Origin of the sequence: Eubacterium barkeri (assembly GCF_900107125.1) — a bacterium.
Lineage (GTDB): Bacteria > Bacillota > Clostridia > Eubacteriales > Eubacteriaceae > Eubacterium_O > Eubacterium_O barkeri.
In genome coordinates this window covers 1-24,063 of sequence record NZ_FNOU01000001.1, presented here as the reverse complement: position 1 = coordinate 24,063, position 24,063 = coordinate 1, and the positions used below count along the sequence as shown (strand labels likewise).

At 50.5% G+C, this 24,063-nt stretch carries 21 protein-coding genes, 1 pseudogene and 1 CRISPR repeat array; of the genes and pseudogenes, 11 read left to right on the top strand and 11 right to left on the bottom strand.

The features are described from left to right. Window positions 1-314: 314 nt before the first annotated feature. On the bottom strand, window positions 315-1,565 hold the full coding sequence (locus BLU30_RS00110; RefSeq protein WP_090242192.1) for a deoxyguanosinetriphosphate triphosphohydrolase family protein: 1,251 nt from the start codon (window positions 1,563-1,565) through the stop codon (window positions 315-317). Between the two features lie 169 nt (window positions 1,566-1,734). Here BLU30_RS00110 and cysK point away from each other — a divergent pair, with 169 nt between their 5' ends. The 8 genes from cysK (at window position 1,735) to BLU30_RS00070 (ending at window position 9,443) form a co-directional block, all read left to right on the top strand. Continuing rightward, window positions 1,735-2,658 (top strand): cysteine synthase A, encoded by a 924-nt coding sequence (gene cysK, locus BLU30_RS00105; protein ID WP_090242190.1) that lies wholly within the window; start codon window positions 1,735-1,737, stop codon window positions 2,656-2,658. 74 nt (window positions 2,659-2,732) lie between these two features. Beyond that, on the top strand, window positions 2,733-3,674 hold the full coding sequence (metA, locus tag BLU30_RS00100; protein WP_090242185.1) for a homoserine O-acetyltransferase MetA: 942 nt from the start codon (window positions 2,733-2,735) through the stop codon (window positions 3,672-3,674). A 23-nt stretch (window positions 3,675-3,697) separates the two neighbouring features. Then, window positions 3,698-4,228 (top strand): ECF transporter S component, encoded by a 531-nt coding sequence (locus BLU30_RS00095; RefSeq protein ID WP_090242183.1) that lies wholly within the window; start codon window positions 3,698-3,700, stop codon window positions 4,226-4,228. Then, window positions 4,215-4,952 (top strand): AIR synthase related protein, encoded by a 738-nt coding sequence (locus BLU30_RS00090; protein WP_090242181.1) that lies wholly within the window; start codon window positions 4,215-4,217, stop codon window positions 4,950-4,952. Before BLU30_RS00095 ends, BLU30_RS00090 begins: the two co-directional genes overlap by 14 nt. Before the next feature lie 24 nt (window positions 4,953-4,976). Continuing rightward, complete coding sequence (locus tag BLU30_RS00085) at window positions 4,977-5,678, top strand: response regulator transcription factor (RefSeq protein ID WP_090242179.1); 702 nt, start codon at window positions 4,977-4,979, stop codon at window positions 5,676-5,678. Next, a complete protein-coding gene (locus BLU30_RS00080; RefSeq protein WP_090242178.1) occupies window positions 5,675-6,718 on the top strand; it encodes a sensor histidine kinase in 1,044 nt (347 codons plus the stop codon). The genes BLU30_RS00085 and BLU30_RS00080 overlap by 4 nt, the downstream gene beginning before the upstream one ends. Before the next feature lie 81 nt (window positions 6,719-6,799). Then, window positions 6,800-7,558: an ABC transporter ATP-binding protein gene (locus tag BLU30_RS00075; protein ID WP_090242177.1), complete on the top strand. Its 759-nt coding sequence runs from the start codon at window positions 6,800-6,802 to the stop codon at window positions 7,556-7,558. After that, window positions 7,545-9,443 (top strand): FtsX-like permease family protein, encoded by a 1,899-nt coding sequence (locus BLU30_RS00070; protein ID WP_090242175.1) that lies wholly within the window; start codon window positions 7,545-7,547, stop codon window positions 9,441-9,443. The genes BLU30_RS00075 and BLU30_RS00070 overlap by 14 nt, the downstream gene beginning before the upstream one ends. Window positions 9,444-9,445: 2 nt before the next feature. Here BLU30_RS00070 and BLU30_RS00065 read toward each other — a convergent pair whose 3' ends face one another. Next, the gene (locus BLU30_RS00065) at window positions 9,446-10,453 is read right to left on the bottom strand and encodes an FUSC family protein (protein WP_090242173.1); all 1,008 of its coding nucleotides are present in this window, start codon (window positions 10,451-10,453) and stop codon (window positions 9,446-9,448) included. A gap of 222 nt (window positions 10,454-10,675) precedes the next feature. Between BLU30_RS00065 and fba the strand changes: the two genes are divergently transcribed. Then, complete coding sequence (fba, locus tag BLU30_RS00060) at window positions 10,676-11,539, top strand: class II fructose-1,6-bisphosphate aldolase (protein WP_090242171.1); 864 nt, start codon at window positions 10,676-10,678, stop codon at window positions 11,537-11,539. Window positions 11,540-11,650: 111 nt separating this feature from the next. On the opposite strand, the gene BLU30_RS00055 is transcribed toward fba, so the two are convergent. The 5 genes and pseudogenes from BLU30_RS00055 to BLU30_RS00035 form a co-directional block, all read right to left on the bottom strand. Continuing rightward, the gene (locus tag BLU30_RS00055; protein ID WP_422717886.1) at window positions 11,651-12,709 is read right to left on the bottom strand and encodes a DUF5692 family protein; all 1,059 of its coding nucleotides are present in this window, start codon (window positions 12,707-12,709) and stop codon (window positions 11,651-11,653) included. Between the two features lie 27 nt (window positions 12,710-12,736). Beyond that, a complete protein-coding gene (locus BLU30_RS00050) occupies window positions 12,737-13,090 on the bottom strand; it encodes a hydrogenase maturation nickel metallochaperone HypA (protein ID WP_090242169.1) in 354 nt (117 codons plus the stop codon). A gap of 2 nt (window positions 13,091-13,092) precedes the next feature. Beyond that, window positions 13,093-15,819 (bottom strand): annotated as a pseudogene (locus BLU30_RS14695) (FAD-dependent oxidoreductase). Then, window positions 15,801-16,475, bottom strand: coding sequence for a hydrogenase nickel incorporation protein HypB (gene hypB / locus BLU30_RS00040; RefSeq protein ID WP_090242167.1), 675 nt, complete (start codon window positions 16,473-16,475; stop codon window positions 15,801-15,803). Before hypB ends, BLU30_RS14695 begins: the two are co-directional and overlap by 19 nt. A 171-nt stretch (window positions 16,476-16,646) precedes the next feature. Next, on the bottom strand, window positions 16,647-17,201 hold the full coding sequence (locus BLU30_RS00035) for a TetR/AcrR family transcriptional regulator (protein ID WP_090242165.1): 555 nt from the start codon (window positions 17,199-17,201) through the stop codon (window positions 16,647-16,649). Window positions 17,202-17,390: 189 nt separating this feature from the next. Between BLU30_RS00035 and BLU30_RS00030 the strand changes: the two genes are divergently transcribed. After that, a complete protein-coding gene (locus tag BLU30_RS00030; protein WP_090242163.1) occupies window positions 17,391-17,984 on the top strand; it encodes a TetR/AcrR family transcriptional regulator in 594 nt (197 codons plus the stop codon). A gap of 3 nt (window positions 17,985-17,987) precedes the next feature. Next, window positions 17,988-19,328, top strand: a complete 1,341-nt coding sequence (locus BLU30_RS00025; protein WP_242873466.1) for an MATE family efflux transporter — start codon at window positions 17,988-17,990, stop codon at window positions 19,326-19,328. A 27-nt stretch (window positions 19,329-19,355) separates the two neighbouring features. Here the strand turns inward: BLU30_RS00025 and BLU30_RS00020 are convergent, their stop codons facing one another. The 4 genes from BLU30_RS00020 to BLU30_RS00005 all read right to left on the bottom strand — a co-directional run bounded on the left by BLU30_RS00020 (window position 19,356) and on the right by BLU30_RS00005 (window position 22,632). Beyond that, window positions 19,356-20,138: an ABC transporter permease gene (locus BLU30_RS00020; RefSeq protein WP_090242159.1), complete on the bottom strand. Its 783-nt coding sequence runs from the start codon at window positions 20,136-20,138 to the stop codon at window positions 19,356-19,358. Further along, a complete protein-coding gene (locus tag BLU30_RS00015) occupies window positions 20,128-20,763 on the bottom strand; it encodes an ABC transporter ATP-binding protein (protein WP_090242157.1) in 636 nt (211 codons plus the stop codon). Before BLU30_RS00015 ends, BLU30_RS00020 begins: the two co-directional genes overlap by 11 nt. A gap of 105 nt (window positions 20,764-20,868) precedes the next feature. Then, window positions 20,869-22,143 (bottom strand): S-methyl-5-thioribose kinase, encoded by a 1,275-nt coding sequence (gene mtnK / locus BLU30_RS00010; RefSeq protein WP_090242155.1) that lies wholly within the window; start codon window positions 22,141-22,143, stop codon window positions 20,869-20,871. 108 nt (window positions 22,144-22,251) lie between these two features. Beyond that, window positions 22,252-22,632: a hypothetical protein gene (locus BLU30_RS00005; protein WP_090242154.1), complete on the bottom strand. Its 381-nt coding sequence runs from the start codon at window positions 22,630-22,632 to the stop codon at window positions 22,252-22,254. A gap of 399 nt (window positions 22,633-23,031) precedes the next feature. Continuing rightward, a CRISPR array of direct repeats spans window positions 23,032-24,055; the repeat unit is 30 nt; unit sequence GTTTCAATTCCTCATAGGTATTCTACAAAT. Window positions 24,056-24,063 lie beyond the last annotated feature (8 nt).

Sequence of the window (24,063 nt, the reverse complement as noted above, 5' to 3'; positions counted from 1 at the left end):
GGTATTTTTTCCTCTGCTTTCCTGAATAATTATACATCTTAGAAATAAACAAAGACCCGCAGGCATCATGCCTACGGGTCTTCAGTATCCAATCATCATGGGTGGCGGTTCCTTACCACCCCTTTAATTGCTCTGAAATGAATCCGCAGGCAGGCACGCAAAATAGCCAGCGCTATAGTAATAGCCCCAGCTAAAGCCAAAATATGCCTTTGTATTCATTTCACGAATTTTCATGACATTGGTTCCCTTCACAATTTAAGTTGTTTTCATTATAAACCTGTATTTTTTCAGTGTCAATGCATTTTTCATTTTTTTCAGAAGGTAATAAAGCTCCGGTAAAGCCCTTCCAAAAAACGATCCGTCATCCCGGCAATGTAATCCACAATGGCCCGCTTATAGGCCAGAGGATCTGTCTTCAGCCTATAAACCACTTTGTTTTGATACCGCTCCCCCCTGGGTCCATCCCAATATTTTGACAGCCAGCCTGAAAATTCTGCGGTTAATCGGGGGTATTGGCGGGCATAATGGGCCAGGTTTCCCTCATAATCCTCGCACCAGCCAGATAACACCTGATACACCCTTCGGATAACAGTATCCCCGTATTCGCTGTAGGATTTGAGCATGGGGTTATAGTAAATGGTCTCCCGATTAAGATGAAGCACCGCATCCATGACGGCGTAGCCTTCGTCGGAAAAACGGATGCCCACTGCTGGTGAGCTGTGGGAGCACAGATCCGTGACGAGTAAATGGATGATGTTGGCATTGTTAATCCCCGCGGCATCCTCGCCGCAGGCCTTGGCATAGCGGATGACGATATCCGTCAGTTTGGCATGGGCGTCTGCATCCATCCGTCCCAGGATGACCGCATCGTCAATATCCCGTCCGAGATAGGAGATATTATCCGCCAGCTTGATGATACACCCCTCCCAGGTAAAGGGCTCGTACTGCCCCGGCACCTTAAAGGCCGACAGCTCGATGGCATCCTCCCTGGGGATCAGGGCCCGTCCCATAATATCCCCACTGTGGGCAATGATGCCATCCCGTACAGCATAGGTGAGGTCCAGGTTGTGGAAGCAGGCATCCGGTCCCTCTAAAAGCTCCAGGGAATCCACACAGCGCAGGCCGTTCATGCCATGCCAAAAGGGAATATCCCCACCCTGTGGGATGATCCCCTCTTCCTTTATAATGGCGGCGATGGTGCGCTCCCCATCGTGGCCAAAGGGGGTATGCCCTAAATCATGGCCGATGGCGATGGCCTCGGCCAGCTCTCCATTAAGCCCCAGAAATTCCGTGATGATCCGGCTAATGGATGCCACGTAGTGAACATGGTCGATGCGGGTGCTGACGTGGTCGTGCTCCGGGGAGAAAAAGACCTGGGTTTTGTACTTCAGGCGGCGATAGGCCATGGAATGAAGAATTCTTGTATAATCCCGCCCAAAGGGTGTTCGGATATCAGTCTTTCGGCTGTACAGGGATTCTCCACGCATGATCGCCTGGGTCCATTTTTCACTTTGGGGTGTCGTGGCCATCCCCTCAAAGCATTTCCTGTTGGTCTCTTTTAGCATCCTTTTTTCCTCCCGGTGGGTCTTATTATTATCATATCATAGTCCGCAAACCTTCGCTTTAAAAACCACCGTTTTATTGACAATCCAAGGGCCGAGTGGTATATTTCATATCATATTCATCCGAATAATCGGTATTAAAAATACCGCTTGAACGAAAGGGACCGAACTTATGATTATTAATGATTTAACGACACTCATTGGCCACACACCCCTTTTGCGCCTGAACCATATTATAAAGGGGGAAGGCCTGAAAGTGGACCTTCTGGCTAAGCTGGAGTCCTTTAACCCCGGCGGCAGCGTTAAGGACCGGGTGGCCCTCTCTATGATTGATGATGCCGAGGCCAAGGGGCTGCTAAAGCCTGGCGGCACCATTATCGAACCTACCAGCGGCAATACGGGCATCGGTCTGGCCCTGGTGTGTGCCCTCCGGGGGTACCACCTGATTCTCACCATGCCAGAGACCATGAGCCCGGAGCGCAAGGCTCTCCTCATGGCCTACGGTGCAGAAATCGTCCTTACCAACGGGACCGCCGCCATGGGCGGCGCCATTGCCAAGGCCAAAGAGCTGCGGGATGCCATTGCGGGAGCCATTCTTCTGGGCCAATTTGACAACCCCGCCAATGTGGCGGCCCATCATGAAACCACTGCCCAGGAGCTATGGTCAGACACCCAGGGCAATATGGATTATTTTGTCGCCGGCGTTGGCAGCGGCGGGACCATCCAGGGGGTTGGGGAGGTCCTGAAGGAAAAGAATCCGGGAATCCGCATCCTTGCAGTGGAGCCGGAAAACTCCCCGGTCCTCTCTGGAGGACCAGCAGGCCCCCACAACCTCCAGGGTCTGGGGGCAAATTTCATCCCCAGCATCCTTGATGTGAACATTATCGATGAAATCCTCCCGGTTTCCGATCAGGCCGCCTACCGGGCCTCCCGAATGCTGGCCCAGTGCGAAGGCCTGCTCTCAGGCATTTCTGCCGGGGCTGCTCTGGAGGGTGCCCTCACCCTGGCCCGCCGCCCTGAAAATGCCGGCAAAACCATTGTCCTGCTCCTGCCTGATACGGGGGAACGCTATCTGTCCACCCCTTTGTTTCAATAGCATAACTGCGGATTTCCGCTTCCCACCACTTGGCTTGCTTTTCTTAATTCAAATCAATAAACGAGGTAAACACGATGCCCATAAAAATACCTGATAACCTCCCTGCCTTTACCACCCTGGAAAATGAGAATATCTTCGTCATGGCCAAGGGCCGGGCGGATACCCAGGATATCCGCCCCCTGCGGGTGGCTATTATGAACCTGATGCCCACCAAGATTGCCACGGAGACCCAGCTTCTGCGCCTTATTGGGAATACTCCCCTCCAGGTGGATATCACCCTCCTGCAATCCGAGACCCATGACTGTAAAAACACGGACCTTGCCCATCTGGATACCTTTTATAAAACCTGGACAGAGGTACAAAATCAGTATTTCGACGGTCTGATCATCACTGGTGCGCCCATTGAATCCCTTCCCTTTGAAGAAGTGGATTATTGGGATGAACTGGTGGACATTATGGATTGGAGCCTGACCCATGTCTTCTCCACCTGGCATATCTGCTGGGGGGCCCAGGCGGCTCTCTACCACCACTATGGGGTTCCGAAGTACGATCTCAAAGAAAAATTATTCGGCGTCTTCCCCCATCATATTGAACCAGATTATTGTCCGCTGTTCCGAGGCTTTGATGATACCTTCTACGTTCCCCACTCCCGACACTCCGAGGTTCGGGCCGAGGATATTGAAGCGGTGCCTGAACTGATGCTGGAGGCTATTTCCGAGGATGCCGGGGTATACATTGCCTCGGCCATGAAGGGGCGCCAATTCTTTGTGACCGGTCACAGTGAGTACGATGCCAACACCTTAAAGCAGGAATACGATCGGGATATCGCTGCAGGTAAGCCTATTACGGTCCCCTCCAATTATTACCCCAATGACGATCCCACCCAAACTCCAATGGTCCGCTGGCGGGGGCACGCTAATTTACTGTACCAGAACTGGCTGAATTACTATGTCTACCAGGCAACCCCCTTTGATCTGGATAACCATCCTGATTTTACCCATCTTACATCACGCTAACGCACTGAAAGGATTATTACACCATGAATGACAAAACTAAAAAACTTGTTTACGCTGCCCTTTTTATTGCCCTCGCCTTTGTTGGCGCCAATATTAAAATCATGGGCTCCATTGCCTTTGATGCCCTGCCGGCCTTTTTAGCCACCCTCATTTTAGGCTGGGGCTGGGGAGCGGTCATTGCTGCCATCGCCCATTTGCTCACCGCCGCCCTTTCCGGATTCCCCTTTACCCTGCCAGCCCACATCATCACAGCCATTATGATGTCTGTGACCATGATCGCCTTTTACTTCACCATTAAGGGCTGCCTCTTTAAAAAGCTAAACCCCATCCTTGCCTACGGCCTGGGCTGTGTGGTGGCGGTTATTGTCAATGTGCCCATCGCCCTGCTGGCCGTGGCCCCTGTTTTTACCTTACCTGTGGCCATTGGCCTGATTCCGGCACTGCTCCCTGCGGCCATCCTCAATGTTGTGCTGGCCGTGATCATCTACAATCTCCTGCCGGCACGCTTCCAGCCCTTGCCGGCCATTACCCGCAAAAACCATGACCATCAGTAAGTACCGGGACTTAACCCTTGCCTCCATTCCCGGGGGAACCGTGGTGGTGGCCGCCGACAGCTGTGGCAGCACCGGCGAAAAGTCCGAAGATTTTCTGAAATGTCCCCCCTACCACTGCGGGCGGGTTTCGGCACGGGTGGTCCTCTTTGAGCTTCTGTGCATTGGCGCGGAGGTCTTGATTCTGGCCGATGGGATCTGCTCGGAAATGCATCCCACTGGCGAAGCCATTATTCAGGGCTTTTCTGACGAGCTAAAGCTGGCGGGTCTTTCCCCGGACTGCCTCACAGGCTCCACCGAGGAAAATTTTCCCACTTCCATGACTGGGGTGGGAACTGCAGCCGTGGGGTATCTGCCCGGCACCTTTACGCCACCCCATTGCCAAGCCGGAGATATCCTGCTGTGCATCGGTACCCCTTTGGTGGGCATGGCCTTTCTGACGAATACGAAAGCACCCCTGGCGACCTACGACCATTTAAAAGAACTATGGGCCAACCCCCAGGTGCATGAGCTGGTTCCGGTGGGTTCCAAGGGTATTGCCTATGAAGCCCGCACCATCGCCGGACTCCATCAGTTGTCCCTTCAGCTTGATAAGGACTGCCCCCTGGATCTCTGCCAATCCGGCGGGCCCTCCAGCTGTGTGCTTGCCGTGGCGGCACCGGAAGCCCAATCATCACTCATGGCCGCCTTTCCCGCCTTCCGGGTCGGGACGCTTTTATCCCGGTAAATTGATTTTCTAACGGAGTCCACCATGAATGAAAAAATATTGATCATCGAGGATGATGAAAAAATTGCAAACCTTTTGGAAGAGCAGCTTGGGCATTATGGCTTTATCACCCGATGCTGTCAGGATTTCAAGCGGGTCATCGATACCTACGGGGATTTTCTTCCAGACCTTATCCTCTTAGATGTTACCCTGCCGGCCTATGACGGCTATTTTTGGTGCCAGCAGCTGCGCCAGGTGACGGCCTGCCCCATTATCTTCACCTCTGCACGCAGTGACGACATGGACCAAATTCATGCCATCTCCGAGGGCGGGGATGATTATATCACTAAGCCTTATTCCTTTAATGTCCTCATTGCTAAAATCCAGGCCCAGCTTCGCCGGGCCTATGGGGCTTACGCCGCTCCCAACGTGTCTGAAATCCGCTTTGGAGATGCCTGCTTCCATCCCGGGCGGCTGACCCTCCAGTGCCAGGATACCATCCAATCGCTGAGTAAAACCGAAGCTGCTGTCGTCCACAGCCTGTTCCGCCACGCGCCGGATGTGGTCACCCGGGAGTCCCTGCTGTCCACCATCTGGGACGATGAGTGCTTCGTCGAAGAAAACACCTTGAATGTTACCATCAGCCGTATCCGGAAACGTCTGGATCAGATTTCATCGGTCCTTCAGATTGTAGCGGTCCGCGGCATTGGCTACCGCCTGGCTGTGCCGGGAGATCCAAAGCCATGAAAGGGCACTCGCCGTTTTATCTCTTTTGGTGCGACCATTTCTGGCTATTATTTCCTTTTGCCCTGGGACCTTTGGGGGTCTTTTTCCTCTACGGGACCCTCCTGGATGCGTCACTTCTTGATTTTACCTACTACTGCTTTCTTAATCTATTAATCCTGGCCCTTTTCCTGTTATGGCGCCTGTATGCCACCTGGGGCTATTACCAGCTCATCTCTAAGTTATCCCAATCCGGTGAAACGGAGACCATGGACCATTATCAGCTCCCCTACCCCCATAGTCATTTCGAGGGTCAGGTTTCCCAGCTCCTGGGGCATCTGTCTGCCCTCTCACACCAGGAGGCCCTCCGCCACCACCAATCCCGGAAACAACAAAAGCTAGCCATGTACCGTTGGGTCCATCAGCTAAAAACCCCCTTATCTGTCATCGCCCTCACCACCGAGGCCCATGGGAAATCCGCTGATTTTTCAACGATTTCCACGGCGGTCCGACAGATTCAATATCAGCTTGACCAGATTTTGGACCTCTATTCCCTGGATGCCATTGAAAATGATTTCCAATCGGAACCGGTGGACCTCCGACAGCTTTGCAAGGCCACCATTAATGAGCTAAAAGATGCCTTCATCACCGCCCATATTTTCCCGAAGCTCACCGTTCCGGAGGGGACTGTCGTGTATTCCGATGGGAAGTGGCTAAAGCTCATCCTTTACCAGCTCCTCACCAATGCCATTAAATACAGTCCCCCAGACCAAGCAGTCTGTATCCACGGGGCGTCCAGCCCTGGCCAGGTGACCCTGTCCGTTTCCGATTCGGGGATTGGTATCCCCAAGGCAGACCTCCCTGGCATTTTCGATTTGTTTTTCTGCGGCAGTAATGGCCGGGCCACCGGGGAGTCCAACGGGATCGGCCTTTATCTCGCCAGCCAGACGGCCGCGTATCTCGGCCATCGCCTCACGGTAGAGAGCACGATCGGAAGGGGCAGCACCTTTTCCATCCTTTTCCAAAATCCGGATACCACCTTTGAAAAGATGACAGAATTGTAATCTTCTGTTATCTTTTCAAATTTCTATTCTTCTGGAAAAACGCTATACTGGAATTAAATTCTGTGTATGGAGGCAATCACTATGTCTGTCTTAGAAATCCGGCAACTCGAAAAGACCTATCCCGGAAGTGTCCCGGTACAAGCGTTAAAGGGCATCGACCTTACTGTTGAAAAGGGGGAGTTCATTGCAATCATGGGCCCCTCCGGCAGCGGCAAGAGCACCTTTTTAAATGTTATTTCAACCATTGATCAGCCCACTGGCGGGCAGGTCCGCATTGGGGGGAAGGATCCCCATGGGATGGATGATGCCCAGCTCGCCCAGTTCAGGCGGAGCACCCTGGGCTTCATCTTCCAGGATTTCAATCTCCTCCCCACCCTGACCGTTGAGGAAAACATCTTACTCCCCCTCACCCTGGAAGGGGTGAAGGTTCCGCTGATGAAAAAACGGGCCGCCACCATCGAGAAGATGCTGGGCATCGCCCATCTGGCCGATAAACGTACCTATGAAATCTCCGGGGGACAGGCCCAGCGTGTCGCTGTCGCCCGGGCCGTCATCCAGAATCCGGCCCTCCTGTTGGCCGATGAACCCACGGGCAATCTGGATTCCAAGGCCGCCAAGGATGTCATGGGGATTTTCACCATGCTCAATACCCGGATGAAATCCACCATCCTCATGGTCACCCACGATGCCACGGTCGCCAGCTATTGCCAAAGGGTCTACATTATAAAGGATGGCCTCCTCTATCAGAAAATTAATTCTGATGGGGTCCGCGCCCATTTTTATGAGCATATTTTACACGCCATGACCCAACTCGGAGGGACACCCCATGACGCTGTTTGATTTTGCCATTAAAAACATCCTCCGGGATGTCAAAGCCTACCTTTATTATTATCTCAACTGCGTCTTTGCCGTGTTGATTTTCTTCCTGTTCCAGATTCTGTCCCAGCATCCGGCCCTGGCCGTCATCGATACGAATAGCAGCATGGGCTTAACGCTCATGGCAGCGGAGCTGGTTTCCATTTGCTTTTCCCTGATTTTCATTACCTATTCGGTGAGCCAGTTCCTCCAGGGACGGAGTAAGCAATTCGGGATTATCACCATTTTAGGGGGCTCGAAGAAACAACTCAACCGCCTTCTGTTCTGGGAGAATTTCATCATCAGCGTCGCGGCGCTTTGTACAGGGATTCTCCTTGGCCTGATTCTGGCCAAGGTATTTTTGAGCTTTGCTGCCCGGATGATTGGGGGGCTGGACCTGCCCTTTTATTTCCCCCTCAGCGCCATTGCCATCACCCTGCTCGCCCTGGGATGTGTCTTTTTATTCATTGCCATCCTGGTCCCCCGGATGCTGCGCCACTCCCAAATCCTGGCCTTGCTTAAACGCGCGGACCAGGGGGATAAGCCCATCCGCCCCCTGCCGATCGCCATTGCCTTCGGCATCAGCGTCCTTCTGACCATTGCCGCCCTCATCCTCCCCGATGCCACCGGCTGGATCAGCTATCTCCTACTGCCCTGTGGCTGCGTTGCCTTATACACCAGTACGTATCTGTTCCTCATCCTGGTCTTTAACATCCAGCGCCGGCTGGCCAAATCCAGTGGGCGCTACTTCAACCGGACCCGGATGCTTGATATCTCTAATTTTTATGATACCTTCCGGACGAATTTAAAAACCATGGCCCTGACTACCCTGCTCTACACCATTTCCTTCCTGTCCATCATCCTGATGGTTTCCGCCACCCGCAATGTGGCCAGCCAAACCCGGGCGGAAATGCCCTGTGCCTTTTGGTATACCTCCTGGAGTGAACAGGCGGATACCCTGGGCAACGTGGATACCATCACCCAGACCCTCATGGATCAGCCCGGTTACCGCACCGTACAGGAAACCTTTTATCAAAAAGCAGGGGATGCTAACCCGGACCGCCAGGTCTTATTATCCCAAAGCGGCTACAACCAGATTGCCGCCTTCTTTCAGTATCCTACGGTCACTCTAACCGGCGGCCAGGTCCTCATGGTTGCCGGGGATATGCTCGAAAAGGATTATAGTATCCCCCAAGCCTACCAGGATGCACTGGCGACCTCTGGCTATACGGTATCCCTGGCTGGCACCCAGCCCGGGCTTTTGGCCATGTCGGGTTATCTGGACAGCGTCACCGTGGTTTCCGATGAAGCCTTCCAACAGCTATCCCCCAATCTGGCCGCCTGGGATGCCTATGCCTTTGATATCAATAACTGGCAGGACCTGGATGCTGAAAGTCAATCCTTAATCGACGCCTTCACCCCCATTCTGGAGCGTGGCGAAGGGGTTCTTCAGACGAATTACCATAGCTACCAGCTCAATAAGCTGAGCAAAAACCTCATCCTGTACATTGGCAGCATCCTGTGCTTCGCCTTCCTACTGGCCGTGGGCAGCTTTATTTATTCCCGGCTTTATGCCAGCATGGATAAGGAGAGTGCCTACTATCGGCGAATTGTCCGGATTGGCCTGTCCCAAAAGGAGCTCAGGCACCTCATCCGCCGCTTTATCGCAAAGCTCCTGCTCATCCCCTTCGGCCTCGCCATCCTTTATCTGTGGGTGGGTGTTTTCATCATTGATGCCTACAGTGCCGTGTCCAACATCCCGACAGCACTGGTTTGCACCGGCATTTACACCGTGCTCCAGGGGATGGTCTTCACCCTTATTCACCAGCTATACCAGCGTAAAATGTTTGCCGCTGTCTATGGGGCGTAGAATTACGCCTCTGCTTCCATGCTTTCTTCCTCGGAAACGGTGTGCCGCCAAATCCATGCGAACAGATAGGTGGCAGCGACGGCGATGATGGCCCCGGCCACATTGCCGATGATTCGCAGGCCGATGGCATCCTCCGTGGGCATGAACAGCGTCGCCGTGACCAAAGCGGAGAAGGAGTTATAAATGGTTTTGATAAAGTAGGAATTGATGAACATGGACATGAATCCGGCCATGAGGACCACCATGGATTGATAATTCGGGGGGATGAGAATGCCAAAGAGGGCAAAGAATACCAAGCAGCCTAAGATGGTTGCCGGGATGCGCAGCCATTGCCGCTTCCGCACCTCATCCTCCAAGGGGGTCAGTAGGGACAGCACGGACAAGCCCATCCACATGGTTTTCGGGAATCCGATGGCCACACCAAAAAAGAGGGTCGCTGTCAGTGTGCACCCCAGGGTAATGGCCCAACGGGCCCAGCTTTCCTTCAGGGAGAAGGGCTTCCACATTTCCCGAAGGCGATGGCGGCGGGGCACCTTCCGATTCAGCAGAAAGTGAATGAGGCCAATGGCCGATCCTACCACCACCAGGCTGAGTATCCGGCTTTCTGCAGCGCTGCCCACCACCGGGTACCCGACGAACATGACATACCCCATGACGAAAGGCAGGTACAGGGTGTGCCCGGAATCATACCGGACCAATGCCAGCACCCAGACCAGGGCCGCTACATGGCATAAAAGCCCCCACCATAGTCCACGATCTGCCAGCAGTGCCAAGAAGCCAATGCCCACAAAGGTCACAGGGATAAGGATAGCGGAGGCCTTTGCCCCATATCCAAAATCCGCCTTCATCAGCATGAGCAGCCCCATGAGCAGAATAACCCCAACGATGCTGTTTTCCGTGCCATAAAAATGACTGTATCCACTAATAAATACAACACAAAAAATAAAAATCGGCAGCTTCGTTAAAACCACCTTAACATAATCCTTCCAATGCTTCTTTTTTTCCTTCACAGTGACCTCCTGAATATCAACGAGGCATTTTACGCCTGTTTCCTTAAAGATAACATAATACCGATTGTCATTTTGGTTTGTCAAGTCTTATCTTTAGAAAAGGATTTACATGAAATATTGAAAAAATTTCAGCTTAATTGTCACTTTTACATGATTTCCTTGAATTATTACCCTCCTTAAGCTATAATTTACTTACCAAAAACCTTAGGAGGTATCAGTTCAATGTTAGTATCCGCAAAAGAAATGTTGACAAAGGCCAAAGCTGGCCATTATGGTGTCGCTCAAATTAATATTAATAACCTGGAATGGACAAAGGCTGCCCTGACCGCTGCCCAGGAAATGAACTCCCCTATTATCCTCGGTGTATCAGAAGGTGCCGGCAAATATATGTGTGGCTTTAAAACGGTGGCCGATATGACCAAGGCTATGATTGACGGTTTAAACATTACCGTCCCCGTTGCCCTGCACTTAGATCACGGCTCCTACGAAGCGGCCAAGGCCTGTATCGAAGCGGGCTTCTCGTCCGTCATGTTTGACGGCTCCAGCCTGCCCATCGAAGAAAACATCGAAAAGACCAAGGAACTCATCGCTTTGTGTGCTGAAAAAGGGATTTCCCTGGAAGCCGAAGTCGGCTCCATTGGTGGTGAAGAAGATGGCGTCATCGGTGCTGGCGAATTTGCCGATCCCATGGAATGTAAGGAAATTGCCGATTTAGGGGTGACCATGCTGGCTGCCGGTATTGGCAATATTCACGGGAAATATCCTAAAAACTGGGCTGGCCTGAACTTTGACGTTCTGGCTAAAATCCAGGAACAGACCGGTGATATGCCCTTAGTCCTTCACGGCGGTACCGGTATCCCTGATGCTATGGTGAAGGAAGCCATTGGCTTAGGTGTGGCTAAAATTAATGTCAACACCGAATGCCAGCTGGTTTTTGCTGACGCTACCCGGAAATACATTGACGCCGGTAAAGACCTGGAAGGTAAGGGCTTTGACCCCCGGAAGCTTTTAGCACCCGGTACCCAGGCGATTATCGATCTGGTTAAAGAAAAAATGGAAATGTTTGGCTCCGTCGATAAGGCGTGAGGCTGATTGAGTTATGAAAAGAGGGACTGCCACACCAGACGGTGTGCAGTCCCTCTTTCTTTATTCTTCCCTTAAAAATCCAGACAATCAGGCTCGGGTGGTTCCACCCGTTTACTGGGCCAGGGCTTTGATCTTCTTGTAAGCCGGCAGATCCGTGTATAGCTCTCCAAGGTAAGGATTGCGGCGGGTCTTGATGATCTTGTAGACCATATAGGCAAAGACAGCGATATTGGCCAGCAAAGCCAACAGGCTCATGATGAAAAGAGCGGTAGTGGGCGGTGTCGCCGAAGCAATTTCATAAACCCCAGGGGCTACCAGGGCGGTGTAGCCATCGGGTGCCAGCATCCCCTGGGCAATGGCGCCCTTTGCAATGGCATAGCTGGAGGAGGAGTGCACCATAAAGGCACTGGCATCCTGGAATGCCGGTACAGTCTGGGCAAACATACACCACATGGCCAAAGTTTGGGCACGATGCTGGAGCCAAGCCCCCTTGCCCAGGGTGAAGGCACACAGGGTCGGAGCCAGCAGCAGGGCCAGGCCACAGTACCAGGCGTGGGTCGGCAGGCAATTATAGGTATACGCAAAATTCCATAAATCATAGGCCACGATCCAAAACCACAGCATATCCGGCCACAGCATATCCCGGCTGTGATCTTTCTTCGTCACGGCACGGATACAGATTCCGAACCACCCGGTGATGGTGATGATATTTAAAATTCCGGCAATGCCATTCATCACATTCCAGGGGCCGCCGATATAATACTGAATCTGGTTATTCATAAACTCCATCACCGGCACCGTATAATGGCCGATTTCAAAATCCCGGGCTACCGCCTCACAGATATTGACGGCTAAAATAAGGGGCGGAAAGCACAGGGCAATCTTGCTCTTATCCCAGCCTTTGATAAACCGAATGCACCAGAAACCAATACAGCCTGCTGTGGAGGAATATACCTTGGCTAAATGGAACCAGTCCATGTAGGCCGTATCCTTAAACACCGTCAGCCAGCTGATGGTTAAAATAATGGGGAGGATGACGAAGGCGGTAAAGCCCACCCATTTAAAACGGCGGGTGACTTCATTGAGGCCAAAGAGTGCCCCAAAGACGCAAAGCCACACCAGGATGACGAGGGCCACCGGCACCCCTTCATAAAAAACAAACACGCAAATCCCTTCTTTCTATTGTTTCTCAGTCAATCACTCGGTATCGATCACCCGGATTTCCTTGATGAGTAAATCATTGCCGGAAATCATCTCCGAATCCTTTTCACGACAAACCGGACAGTGGAAATCCTCTGCCACGGCATTGTAGATGGTGCCGCATCCCCGGCATTCTACCAAACCGGGGATGATTTCCAAAATCAGATTAGTTTCCTCCATGCTGGTCTTATATCGGGCCGCGGGCCAGCACTCTTCCAGATAATGGGGGACGATGCCCGAAAGCTCCCCCACCTCTACCACGATTTCCGCCACCCCGGCGACACCCTCCTCAGAGGCGAGGGTGTCCTCGATGGTGTGGATCATGGCATTTAATATTCCAAGCTCATGCATGGCTATTTCCGGGTGAAGTGCTTAATGGCGGCTTCTGCAAATTTTGCTCCGGTTTCCACAGATTTTCCAGCAATCTTACTCCCCCGGACCACCGCATTGGCGGCAATCTTCATGGGAAGTTTTTCATACACATCGGGTTTGGAATCTCCGGTACGCACCAAATGGATGGCATCGAAGGCGCACTTGGTGGTGCACATCCCGCAGCCCACGCACATATACTCGTCTACCTGGACGGCACCACAGCCCAGACAGCGTTCGGTTTCTGCCTTGAGCTGTTCCTCAGTAAAAGTCAGGCGATCGTCCTTAAAGGTCCCCCGATTTTCCTCAGCCACCCCGGGGCGCTGGCGCGGCGTGCTGTCAAAGCTTCCGATTTCAATGGCCACACCATCCTTATCAAAGGCGTGGTATTCCCGGCGATCCCGCCCATACACCAGGTTTTGACCAGGCTGGACAAAGCGATGGATGGAAATGGCCCCTTCCTTACCAGCGGCAATGGCATTGATGGCGAATTGAGGGCCAGTATAGCAGTCCCCGCCGACAAAGACATCTGGCTGGGCGGTTTGATAGGTGAAGTCATCGGCCTTTACAGTATTCCCCCGTCCCGTTTCCACGGCACTGCCTGCAAGGAGGTTCCCCCATTCAATGGATTGTCCCACCGAAACCAGCACGGTATCCGCATCCACTGTCAGGGTATCGGCTTCATCGTATTGGGGAGCGAAACGCCCCTCGGCATCAAAAACCTGGGTGCATCGCATGAATTCCACGCCGATGACTGCCCCATCTTCGGTCAGAATGGATTTCGGCCCCCAGCCATTGTTAAAGGCTACGGCATCGGCTTTGGCCTCATGGATTTCCTCATCCAAAGCCGGCATTTCCTCCCGGCTTTCCAAACAGAAAAGCTGGACTGAATCCACGGATTCCCGGGTGGCCGTCCGGGCCACATCGATGGCCACATTGCCCCCGCCGATAACCACCACCTTACCGCTGACTTCAGGCTTCTGGCCCAGGGCCACCTGGCGCAGGAAATCCACCCCGGTCATCACACCCTGGGCATCCTCCCCGTCGATGCCCAGCTGCCGTCCACCCTGGGCACCGATTGCCAGGTAAAAGGCTTCATAACCCTAGGCTCTCAAATCATCCAAGGTTATATCTTCACCCACATTGACCCCGGTTTTAAACTGGACCCCAAGCTGGCGCAGCACATCGATTTCCGCATCCAGCACTTCCTTTTCCAGGCGGAAAGCGGGAATCCCCATGGCCAACATCCCCCCGAGTTTTTCTTCCCGTTCAAAAACCGTCACCGCATAATCATCCAGGGCCAGGTAATAGGCACAGGCCAATCCCGCCGGTCCCCCGCCGATAATAGCGATTTTATTTCCCAGGTGATACCGCTTCTTCGGCACAAAGCGTTTTTCGGTATCCAGCTCCTGGTCCGCAATGAACTTCTTGATTTCATCGATGGCGATGGGCTCATCAATATTTCCCCGGGTACATTCATCCTCACAGCCATGGGGACAGATCCGGCCGCAAACCGCCGGGAAGGGGTTTTCTTTTTTAATGAGCTCCAGGGCCTCTGTATAACGTCCCTGGGCTGCCAGCTTGATATACCCCTGTACGGCGATATGGGCGGGGCAGGCCGTTTTACAGGGTGCCGTTCCCTCTGGGGCAACATCCTCCCGGTTGGTGCGATAATCCACATTCCAGTTTTTCTCGCTCCAGGCATGATCCCTGGCGGTGGGAGCCGGCTTTTTCGGCGCCACTGGCCTGGTGGCACACAGGCTATGCCCTAGCTTTAACGCGTTGGTGGGGCAATTTTCCACGCATTGGCCACAGGCCACACAGTCTAATGGCTCCACCACCGCCGTATAATTCGAGCGGATGGCATCGGGCGTTTCAAAGTAGGTCGCCAGGCGCATGGAGAAACAGGAGCAGCTGCAGCAATTACAAATGGCCGCAGATTCCCCCAGCTCTTCTGTCGCTGGCATTTCGTGCATTAAACCGTTATCCTCGGCAAATTTCAGAATTTCCTCGGCTTCCTCCCGGGAAATCTGGCGCCCCCGGCCGGTTTTAATATAATACTCGGCTCCAGTCCCCATCTGAATGCAGATATCCTTGTCCAAATGGCCACAGCCATCTCCCATGACCTTCCGGGACTGGCGACAGGAGCAGTCCGACACGCTGAAGGTGTCATATTTATCCAGATAGTAGGACAGTTTTTCCCAGGGCTGCACCCCGGGATCATCCTTCACCGCATCCTCCACCGGGATGATGCGCATCATGGCCATTCCCTCTGGGAACATAGCAGCCATGGGGGCCAGGCGCCTTCTGGTGTACTCCTCAAAGGCCCGGCCGATTTCGGGATGGGCTGCCAGCTGTTCCCGATTGTTTACCATCATCTCCAGCATCCCCGGGGCAAAGATATTCACAAAATACCGGGGCTTGCCATCGCTCCGATCCGTCCATACCTTGGCCACCCCAACCTGGGTCAGCTCATCTAAAATCCTCTGGGTATCCTCCGGTGTCCGCTTGCATTTTTTAAGAATGTACTCAAAGGTCCGGGGCTTTCGAAGGCCCATCACCAAGGCCACATCGGCCATCTCATCGGTGACCACCCCATCTAAAGCGTAGTACTCCGGCTGATCCCCATCGATTTTATTCATGGCACCAGCCACACCACCCACCATCTTCGCCAGCTTTACAATCTTCGGTCTCAATTCTGATTTTGCCATTTTTGACACTCCTCTCTTAACCAATTGGTCCACACATCCATCCCCTCCCCGGTCTTTGCACTGATGGGGATAATGACTGCCCTGGGATTACGTTCTCTGATGGCTGCCGTGCAGGCTTCCATATCAAAATCGAAGTAGGGCAGTACATCCATTTTATTAATCAACACCACATCGCAGACAGAAAACATCAAAGGATACTTTAGGGGTTTATCATCTCCCTCTGGCACCGAGAGAATCATGACATTCTTTACCGCTCCGGTGTCAAACTCCGCGGGGCATACCAAGTTCCCCACATTTTCCAGGACCACCAAATCCAGGCCATCGCTCTCCAGAGCCTGTAAACCCTGCTTTGTCATATCCGCATCCAGATGGCACATCCCACCGGTGTGGAGCTGGACCACCTTGACCCCCATCGCCTCCATGGTTCGGGCGTCCACATCAGAATCGATATCCGCCTCCATGATCCCCAGGGATAAATCCCCCTTCAGAGCCTTCACCGTCCCCCCCAGGGTCGTGGTCTTTCCCGACCCTGGGGAAGACATCAGATTGAGCAAAAAGATCCCCCGATCCTTTAAATCCTGTCGCAGTGCCTCTGCCTGCTTGTCATTGTTATCAAAGACACTGCGTTTGACTTCGATCACGCGAAATGCATCCATATCCCTCACCTCGATATTGTTTATTCTTTAACGAAATAATACACCCCCCAGGCTGGTTCTGCCACGGACAAAGGTTTCCAACTGTAACGTTTTACCCCATATGCGTTAAACTGGGTAATTGTATACAAAAAAAACGACAGCATCTCAATGCTATCGTTTGATACTCAGGCTTCATCGCTCAAAACCATCTAAGGCCCGGGCGATATTTCCATGGATGGTTATCCACAGCTTGTCAATGATTTTTTCCGGGTCCGCCTGCATCCCGGTTTTAATCCAGTCCAGAATCAGGCCGACGAAGGCAAACTTGTAGAAATCTGCAACGAACTCCTGGTCCTCCCGGGGAATATTTCGCCCGGCGGATTGTTCCTCAACCACCCCCATGACCAGCTTATAATTCAGCTTATACAAATAATCAATGAGCTGATCACGATTGATGGAATGGTAAGCGTTAATCACCAGCTGTCGATTTTCCGCCGCATATTTTAACACCTGGAGGGCTCCCTGGCGCCAGGTTTCATAGGAACGCTTGCCGTCTAAGGCTTCCTGAACCTCCCCCAGAAAAATCCAGTCGATAAGATCGTAAATATCTTTAAAATGATAATAGAAGGTTTTCCGGTTAACTCCGCAGCGCTCTGCCAAATCCACTACCGTGATTTTATCCAGGGGTTTTTCTGATAAAAGCTCCTTTAGAGCGGTGGCCATGGCTTTCTTTGTAATCTGGGACATCGCTTCACCCGGGGCTGTACCCCTTTCCTTCCCTGTGAAATCTTATCTTTATTATAGCATATTTTGGTATTAAGCTCCACCTGGTCTGTGGCATCATTTTCTTTTATCTCGGTAGGTGTTGACTTAATTCTTTTACATGCTATAATCTACCTAACGATAGGTAGGTCAACATTAAAGGAGAAATGTGCTATGAACGATAACGCTACAAAGAAACAAATCATAGATACCATGTGTACTTTAGTGGCACAGCGTGGTTATGATAAAACCTCCATTGGACAGATTGCAGATGCCATTGGCATCAAAAAAGCATCCATCTATTACTACTTCAAATCCAAAGAGGAAATTTTTTTGAAGCTTGTATCGGAGCTTTATGAAGATGATTATCTGCAAAACCCGCTACTCTTACAGGCAAACATTGACGTCCAAACCTTTGAAAAAGAATTTCTGGTTTTTGGCGACGCGCTGATCGACTCTTATTTTGATAATCCGGATCTTCGCAAGGTGTATGCGGAAATTGATTTGCAGACCACAAGAATTTCAGCCCTTAAAGAAATGGTTGATGCCGCAAGCGAGCGGCTCAACGAGTTTTTGGGGGACTGTATAACCAACGGCATTGCAATCGGCGCTTTCCCACAGGATTTCAACGTATCCGTTAATGCGCAGCTTTTGTATATGGTGCTGGTGGGCATTGATTCTGCCATTTTATATGACCTCCCTATTGAGCCAAAGGCCGTATGGCACGAGGCAATTTCAAAGTTATTTACACGAAAGGATTCACAGTGAGTGATGACCGAGAATCAATTTGCAATACTTCCCATTAAGAAAATATTTTTCCAATTAACCATTCCAAGCATTCTGAGCATGGTCTTTTCCTCTCTCTATATGATGGCAGACGGTATTTTTGTTGGCCGTTTTATCGGCGCACAGGCATTGGCTGCGGTCAATCTTATTATGCCGATGATGACAATTGTGCTTGCACTTCCTAACATGATTGCAGTCGGTTCATCGGTCAAGGTGTCCACTGCCTTGGGGGAAGGAAACATCGAAAAGGCAAAGCACCTATTTTCCGCCAGTGTACTGATGGTGGTCGGCACAGGGCTTACGTTTACACTGCTTGGTGTAATTTTTCTAAAACCACTGCTTTACACCGTCATTAAAGATGCCACACTTGGAACGCTTACCTACGACTATACACGTTTCTTTGTTTATGGGCTACCGTTTATCATGCCCCTGTTTGCCATGGATAATTTTCTTCGCGTCTGTGGCAAAGCAAAATACAGTATGTGCGTTAATGTGATTGTTTCGGTCATGAATATTGCCCTTGACTGGTTTTTTATTGTGCATCTTGGCTTAGGGATTGAGTTTTCAGCAATTTCCACCGTCATCAGTATGATGATTGGTTCGGCATTTTCTTTTACACCGTTTTTCACCAAGAGAATGACCCTTCATTTTGCTAAACCGCAAATATCCGCAAAAGAAGTTTGGGGAATTTTATATAATGGCAGCTCGGAGTTTTTCAGTGGAATTGCCGGCTCTTTTATTGCTACGGTAATCAACGGTTTTCTACTGACACTTGGCGGGGTAATTGCGGTGGCAAGTTATGGCATTGTCATGTATATCGATACGCTGCTTGTTGGTATTTTATACGGTATTCTGGATGCAATACAGTCTGCGGTCAGCTACAATTTGGGAGCCAAAGAAATTAAGCGAACGTTCTCATTTTTCAAGATTTCGAGCATTACAACAGCCGTCGTATCTCTGACATGCATGGTTGGAATCCTCGTATTTCCAGATGTTTTAGCCAGTATCTTTTCAAAGAGTAACGATCAAGAAGTGACCAACATGACAATTGCGGCTTTAATACTCTTTGCGCCATCTTATCTATTCACATGGTATAATATGGTAACAAGTGCATTTTTAACCGCAATGGATAAGCCAAAAGAATCAATGTTGATTATGGCATTTCGGGCAATGGTATTCCCTCTGATTTGTCTGGTGCTGCTCACCTTGTTTATGGGTGTTTACGGCGTGTTTTTTGCCGCCACCTTATCTGGTGCCCTCACTTTTATCGCCGCTATCATCATCTGGAATAGATCGGTACATCATCTGCGCGAAATCGTACAGTAACAAGCATCCCGATACTCTGATTTACTTTCAGGGAACCGAGATACACCCTTTATCATCCCACAACGTCCGGCTCCCCCAATACAATGCCCCAAACACCGACAAACACACCACCGTGCAGATGGCAATGATTACCGCAATCTGATAGAGGATTGCCGTGGTCGGCAAGGTTCCGGAAAGAATTTGGCCTGTCATCATTCCAGGCAAAGAGATAATCCCCATCCCCACCATATTGTTCAGGGTCGGCAGCAGGGCCGTTTCCAAGGCATTATTCACAAAGGGCATCACTATTTTTTTCGGGGCCACCCCTAGATTGGTTAAGACGCGGATTCTCAGCGCATTATCTGCTAAGCCATCAAAAAAAGCCTTGAGCCCTAAATTCATCCCTGTCATGGCGTTGCCAAAAAGCATACCCGAGATGGGAATGGCATATTGGGGATTAAAGAAATTCTCCCCAATCACGCCGCAGAGAAAAAAGGCCAGAACCGAAATTCCCGATACGGCCATGGACAATAAAATAATTCCCTTAAACGCCCGGTTGAGGACGGGGCACTTTTTATAAACCCGAAGGGTTGCAAAAATAATCATGGCCAGAATATAAGCCACGGTAAACAGGGGATGGGGATTTTTAAGCACATAGGTTAGAATCAGCCCCGCCAGCACCAATTGGACCGTCATTCGCATACTTCCGATTAAAAGCAGCTTCGTCTGGTCGATGTGACTGCCCTTCATCACCGCCAGGACAACAAGAAGGAGCAGATAAATCAGCAAAAATTGGAGGATATTAATCTGAACGATACCACTATTTCCCATGGTGTCCCCCCAATTTCTTCTCCAGGGTAATGCACCCATCGGCGTAGGCCTCCGCCACTTTTCGGTTATGGCTGACCACCAAAAGGGTCGTCCCCCGTTCCCGAAGGTGGGTGGTGATGGCATCCATCAAGGCCATAGCGGTCCCTTCATCCAAAGCGGCAGTCGGTTCATCCAGCATCAAAATTTCCGGCTCAAAGGATAGAAAAATGGCCAGAAATACCCGATGCCGTTCTCCTCCGGACAGAGGCCCCGTATCCCGATCCAGGGTGTAGGGAGCCTGACACAGGGCCAAGTACCTCGCCATCGTCTCCGGCGATGGTGGCTGTAGGCCACGATAATTATAATAGGCCGCCACATTTTCTGCAATGCTTCCGCCAAAGAGATAGGGTGTTTGGTCCACCAACAGTACCCGGCGACGCAGCGCCACCCCATCCATCTGGGCGATGTCAGCCCCATCCAGGCGAATGACCCCCTTTGTCGGCCGGGCTGTTCCATTGATGAGCCGCAGAAGCGTGCTCTTACCGCTGCCGCTTTCTCCCAGGATAAAGGTTGCCCTCCCCTTTGGAATTTGGATCAGGGGATACTCAACAATTCCTCTAAATCCCACACCTTCCATTTCGATCATCACCACTTCCTCCTCCCGCAGCCGCAATTCCCCCGGTCTGCTTCAAATGGAATCTCCTTGCACAAAAAAAGGGAATCCACGATTCCCATTCTCTTATACTCCAAGTTAAGACCGTGCAGCCTGAAAGACTGCCCGGGACTGCTTTGTCATTTTAACGATACGCGCCATAAAGTCATCGATATCGGCCACTTCTTCCCGATTCATAATAAAATAATTGGCCAAAATCAAAGCGATGCGACAGGCTTCATACTGATCCTGTTTGTCCGCAATGGTATCAAAATCCGGCAGAGGCACCAGTCCTCCCACACGGCTGATAATCTGACAGCCGGTAAAGCCAACCATTTCGTGGAACCAATTGGCCAGGACAAATTCCCGATAATCATCGTAGCCCTTGTAGGTTACCCGGGCGTCGGCATCCCAGCAGGCCGTATAAACCTCAACATAGGTATTCAGAATTCCCCGCATCAGCTTAAGGACGTATTCCCGCATGGCCTCACACTGGGCCCCAGGCCCATCGGGCATATAGAACCAGCGGATATATTCGTACAATATACTCCCCATGAGATATCCCATATCCGCAGATAATGGCCCCATATAGGTGTACTCCATATCGATAACCTTCATCTCATCGCCACCCACCATAATATTGGAGGTATGGAGATCACCGTGGACCAGACACTCACTTTTCTTCATATGGATATGACGTAGTTTCAGCATCTCCGTTCGAAAGGCCATGCTTTCCCAGGGGGCATCCCCCATGGCCAGGCGAATGGGGTCAGCATCGGGATTGTGATGAGGGTCCCGATTCTCAAAGGCGCTTTCGTCCTTTAAAAATAAGCCAGTCTCGAAAATCTTGCGCATATGGGGATTGATGAATTTGGCCTCCAGCTCCTTATGGGTCTGGGGGTCCAGATAAATTTCCGATGTATAAAAATTATTCCGGGCGATAAAGGCCCCAATGTGCTCCGCCAATCCCGGGAAGGATTTCCCCTTCATCAGTTCAAAGCGCAGAATATTCAGATGTCCGCAATCCTCACAAATATAGATATGGTTCACCAGATCAATATAATAAATCTGGGGGATGTACTCTGGTGTAATGGCATATTTTAGCCGCAGAATATCCGCCTCCAGGGCATTACGGTCCGGCACGAAGGGACCTTCCCCCTCACCAAAGGCCTTGTAGTAGGTCTTGGCCTGCTTAACGATGACCGAACGTCCCCCGGTTTCCCACACCCGGTATAAAAAATTTATGAAGCCGTCGCCATCCTCTTCACCTTCACCAATTTCATACACCTTTAATTCCGCCTGTTCCGGAAATAAGGTGGTTTGGGTTTTGATATACACGATGACGCTTTCTTTATTTAAGTCCTTAAACATCATTCACCTCTCGGTGGACAAAGTTGTCCTTATTCAGTATAGCACCCTCATGTAACGGGTTAAAGGGAATTATTTTTACTTTATAGGGGATTTTTCAACCCAACACCGTGGTTAACGATTCTCCCCTTGGCGGGTATAAGTCTGTACCTCACCAGTCACGCCATTGGTCAGTGTCAGCTTGGCCTCTGTCACCACATAGGTCATGGTTGTTTCCTGACCGCCATAGGCCTGGGCATATTTTAGGGTAATGGTGCTGTTTTCCTTATCCAGGGTGTAGGTTGCTGCATCCCCCTCCATAATCTTAAAAACACCATCAGACGTAAAGGTAACGGCAACACCGGTGGAGTCTTCCGTCCACTGACCCACAATACTGACTGCAGATCCGGAATCTCCCCCCTTTAAGCTATTCCCCAGCGCTGTAAAGCCAAATGCCCCACCAACGCAAACTACAACCAGGACAATGGCGGCAATGATTAGTTCCTTTTTCTTCACGCTTTTGTTACTCCTCTTAAATTTTATGATTTTTTTCCATTATAGCATACTCCTGTGACGGACGCGTGTTTTTTAACAGAAACTTCATGGGTTTTCCCTTGCTCTTTAAAGGGGTTGTGGAAGATATTTGATTTTAACCCTGATGTTTAGCATGCCCCCTGTCTCATGGACAATGCGCTTAAATAGAGAAGTAACGATACAGACATCTCCCGTGACTATCTCAATGAGATTTTGATTCAAAAACGTACATTATCGGCTGGTGGGCAATTGACCCATTTCATGCAAAGATTACGATATCCCATTCTTACACCGTGACGTCATTCAGGAATGTTAGGCACTACTTCTTATAAGTATTCTGCAAATAATGGTCTTCTGAATTGAAAGAGAATGTCCCTATTTTTTTCAATTCCTCATAGGTATTCTACAAATGGAAAACAAACAGTTCATTGATGACGAAACTAAGGTTTCAATTCCTCATAGGTATTCTACAAATCCGGCATTAAAGGGCAGGATAAAAAGGGGGATGTAGTTTCAATTCCTCATAGGTATTCTACAAATAAAGTTCATTATGTATCACATGGAAAAATGGAAGTGGGTTTCAATTCCTCATAGGTATTCTACAAATAATTGCATACGGTGACGCAGCTCCTTCGGATCCGTGAAGTTTCAATTCCTCATAAGTATTCTACAAATTTCGAACCGCTGACCCCATCCTTACCATGGATTGCAGTTTCAATTCCTCATAGGTATTCTACAAATTCGAAGTCGCCTCTTTATAGTGCGTGGTGTATTTTGCAGTTTCAATTCCTCATAGGTATTCTACAAATGCGTGTATGAGCTCACCCATTACTTTATTATTAACCAGTTTCAATTCCTCATAGGTATTCTACAAATCAGCTTGAGGATCTACCTGACCAGGCCCTGGTCAAAAGTTTCAATTCCTCATAGGTATTCTACAAATCCAGATGGATTTGCCGAGTGTATCTCAAGGAGAGTGGTTTCAATTCCTCATAGGTATTCTACAAATCCATATCGCTTAGCCAGGCCTGTATAATTCCAGCCGGTTTCAATTCCTCATAGGTATTCTACAAATCAAGCGGGTGACGGCAGAGCTGTACGATTTATCAGGTTTCAATTCCTCATAGGTATTCTACAAATGTAACATTATAAAAGTCACAATTCCGTACAGTGAGAGTTTCAATTCCTCATAGGTATTCTACAAATGCGGACAGCTCATCCCGCACCGCCTGGATGGCCTGCTGTTTCAATTCCTCATAGGTATTCTACAAATAGCTGAACAGTCCATTGCATTTTTGACTGCAGATAAGTTTCAATTCCTCATAGGTATTCTACAAATATACCTCCTATAGTATATTTGGATATCCTATGCTTAGTTTCAATTCCTCATAGGTATTCTACAAATGAGCGAGG